Origin of the sequence: Acinetobacter sp. UBA3461 (assembly GCF_002381195.1) — a bacterium.
GTDB classification, from domain to species: Bacteria; Pseudomonadota; Gammaproteobacteria; order Pseudomonadales; family Moraxellaceae; genus Acinetobacter; species Acinetobacter schindleri.
In genome coordinates this window covers 1-3,623 of sequence record NZ_DFRO01000005.1, presented here as the reverse complement: position 1 = coordinate 3,623, position 3,623 = coordinate 1, and the positions used below count along the sequence as shown (strand labels likewise).

3 protein-coding genes are annotated in these 3,623 nt (G+C 42.8%); all 3 read left to right on the top strand.

Translation table 11 applies throughout. The annotated features are described in order from the left end of the window. Positions 1-197: 197 nt before the first annotated feature. The 3 genes from rpsL to fusA all read left to right on the top strand — a co-directional run bounded on the left by rpsL (position 198) and on the right by fusA (position 3,491). Positions 198-572 carry a 30S ribosomal protein S12 gene (rpsL, locus tag B3D47_RS01225; protein WP_004648013.1) on the top strand — a complete coding sequence of 125 codons (375 nt, stop codon included), beginning with the start codon at positions 198-200 and terminating at the stop codon, positions 570-572. Between the two features lie 182 nt (positions 573-754). Then, positions 755-1,225, top strand: coding sequence for a 30S ribosomal protein S7 (rpsG, locus tag B3D47_RS01220; RefSeq protein WP_004279240.1), 471 nt, complete (start codon positions 755-757; stop codon positions 1,223-1,225). A 130-nt stretch (positions 1,226-1,355) separates the two neighbouring features. After that, positions 1,356-3,491: an elongation factor G gene (fusA, locus tag B3D47_RS01215; protein ID WP_071320914.1), complete on the top strand. Its 2,136-nt coding sequence runs from the start codon at positions 1,356-1,358 to the stop codon at positions 3,489-3,491. Positions 3,492-3,623: the final 132 nt, after the last annotated feature.

Genomic DNA, 3,623 nt, shown 5'->3' with positions numbered 1-3,623 from the left:
AGAAGATGTTACAAAAGATGCAGATTAATCTGCAAGAAAAATAGTAAGGATATGAAAGTACTAAGCAATTGTAAGCAAGAGCGGATGTGGATTTGCCTGCTTCTATCATGTTGACCAATTTTGCATCTTGACTTACAATTGCATGCCCTCAAAAAGTAGTAGTTTTTGGGGCTTTTTATTAACGGGAGAATTGCCAAATGGCAACAACAAATCAGTTGATCCGTAAGGGTCGTACGACTTTGATTGAAAAATCTAAAGTTCCTGCGTTGAAGGCTTGTCCACAGCGCCGTGGTGTTTGTACACGTGTTTACACAACTACACCTAAAAAACCTAACTCAGCAATGCGTAAAGTTTGCCGTGTTCGCTTAACTTCAGGTTTTGAAGTTTCTAGCTACATCGGTGGTGAAGGCCATAACCTGCAAGAGCACAGTGTTGTTCTTATCCGTGGTGGTCGTGTTAAAGACTTACCAGGTGTACGTTACCATACCGTTCGTGGTTCTTTAGACTGTGCTGGTGTTAAAGATCGTAACCAGTCTCGTTCTAAATACGGTACTAAACGTCCTAAGAAATAATTGATCTTTCGAGATTAACTTCTTAGTTCGCTAGAACTGCAATCCTTTATCGTCTCGCTTGTCTGATTTCTGCATTTAATTTTGTGAAATTCAAGCGACGTGTAGTAAGGCCAGCGAATGCACATGACACTTTGTGCTAATGCTGGATAAACCTGAAGTGTCATATTTATAGGTAGTTTAAAATGCCAAGACGTCGCGTAGTCGCTGCTCGTGAAATCCTTCCGGATCCGAAATTCAGTAGCCAAACAATCGCTAAATTCATGAACCACGTAATGCAAGATGGTAAAAAATCTATTGCTGAAAGTATCGTTTACGGTGCTTTAGACCGCGTTCAAGAAAAATCTAAAGTAGATCCGGTTGAATTTTTCGAGACTACTCTTGAAAAAGTTCGCCCTATGGTCGAAGTAAAAGCACGCCGTGTTGGTGGTGCTACATACCAAGTACCTATGGAAGTGCGCCCATCCCGTCGTACTGCCTTGGCTATGCGTTGGTTAGTAGATGCTGCTGCTAAGCGTTCTGAAAAAACTATGGCTTTACGTCTTGCTGGTGAGTTGCTTGATGCATCTGAAGGTAAAGGCGCAGCGGTTAAAAAACGTGAAGATGTGCACCGTATGGCTGAAGCCAACAAAGCATTCTCTCACTACCGTTTCTAAGCAAATAAAACAGGCCCTTATCAGGACGGTGATGATATGGGTTTCACCCAATTGTCATCAAAGCGCTTTAAGTTGCTAGCAACTTAAAGCGTCCTGTTTTAAACAACAAAATTTAGGAATGCAAGAGATCATGGCTCGTCAAACCCCAATTTCTCGTTACCGTAATATTGGTATTTCTGCGCACATCGATGCGGGTAAGACCACAACTACTGAACGTATCTTGTTCTACACAGGTGTATCTCACAAAATTGGTGAAGTACATGATGGTGCAGCAACAATGGACTGGATGGAGCAAGAGCAAGAACGTGGTATTACCATTACTTCTGCTGCTACCACTACATTCTGGTCAGGTATGTCTAAGCAGTTCCCAGAACACCGTATCAACGTAATTGATACCCCGGGACACGTTGACTTCACAATCGAAGTTGAGCGTTCTATGCGTGTTCTTGATGGTGCATGTATGGTTTACTGTGCTGTAGGTGGTGTACAACCTCAGTCTGAAACTGTATGGCGTCAAGCTAACAAATACCAAGTGCCTCGTTTAGCATTCGTGAACAAGATGGACCGTACTGGTGCAAACTTCTTCCGTGTTGTTGAACAAATGAAAACACGTCTTGGTGCGCACCCTGTACCTGTAGTAATCCCTGTTGGCGCTGAAGAAAACTTCCAAGGCGTTATCGACTTGATCGAAATGAAAGCGATCATTTGGGACGAAGCTTCACAAGGTATGAAGTTCGAGTACGGCGAAATCCCTGCTGATCTTCAAGAAACTGCTGAAGAATGGCGTACAAACATGGTTGAAGCTGCTGCTGAAGCTTCTGAAGAGTTAATGGACGAATACCTGAACAATGGCGATTTGACTAAAGAACAAATCGTTGCTGGTCTACGTGTTCAAACATTGGCTTGTGAAATTCAACCAATGCTTTGTGGTACAGCGTTCAAAAACAAAGGTGTTCAACGTATGTTGGACGCAGTAATTGAATTCTTGCCATCACCTACAGAAGTTAAAGCGATTGAAGGTGTTCTTGACGACAAAGCTGAAACTAAAGCGATTCGTGAAGCATCTGACGAAGCTCCGTTCTCTGCACTTGCGTTCAAAATCATGAACGACAAATTCGTAGGTAACTTAACTTTCGTACGTGTTTACTCTGGTGTTCTTAAACAAGGTGATTCTGTTTATAACCCGGTTAAATCTAAACGTGAACGTATCGGCCGTATCGTGCAAATGCACGCGAACGATCGTCAAGACGTTGAAGAAATCCGTGCTGGTGACATCGCTGCGTGTGTAGGTCTTAAAGACGTAACAACTGGTGATACACTTTGTGATGAGAAAAACATCATTACCCTTGAGCGTATGGAATTCCCAGAGCCAGTAATTGCATTGGCTGTTGAACCAAAAACTAAAGCTGACCAAGAAAAAATGTCTATCGCTTTAGGTCGTTTGGCTAAGGAAGATCCATCATTCCGCGTTCGTACTGACGAAGAATCTGGTCAAACCATTATTGCTGGTATGGGTGAGCTTCACCTTGACATCATCGTTGACCGTATGAAACGTGAATTCAACGTTGAAGCGAACATTGGTAAACCAATGGTTGCTTACCGCGAAACAATCAAAAAGACTGTTGAGCAAGAAGGTAAGTTCGTACGTCAAACTGGTGGTAAAGGTAAATTCGGTCACGTATACGTACGTTTAGAACCGCTTGATCCTGAAGCTGGTAAAGAATACGAATTCGCTGAAGAAGTTGTAGGTGGTGTAGTACCTAAAGAATTCTTCGGTGCAGTTGACAAAGGTATCCAAGAACGTATGAAGAATGGTGTCCTTGCTGGTTATCCAGTAGTTGGCATCAAAGCGACATTGTTCGACGGTTCTTACCATGATGTCGACTCTGACGAATTATCGTTCAAGATGGCTGGTTCTTATGCCTTCCGTGACGGTTTCATGAAAGCAGATCCTGTTCTTCTTGAACCTATCATGAAAGTTGAAGTAGAAACTCCAGAAGACTACATGGGCGATATCATGGGTGACTTAAACCGTCGTCGTGGTATGGTTCAGGGTATGGACGATTTACCTGGTGGTACTAAAGCAATTAAAGCTGAAGTTCCACTTGCTGAGATGTTCGGTTATGCAACTCATATGCGTTCTATGTCTCAAGGTCGTGCGACTTACTCTATGGAATTTGCTAAATATGCTGAAACTCCACGTAACGTGGCTGAAGGCATCATTTCTAAGTTCCAGTCTGGCGGTAAAAAAGGTGACGACGAGTAATCTTTCGATTACTATAAGCCCAAACTAATTCATAGTTAAAAACCAAGCGCTCATGCAGTGATCCTGCATGAGCAGTTCAAAAAGGAAGATCTCATGGCTAAGGCTAAGTTCGAACGTAATAAGCCACACGTT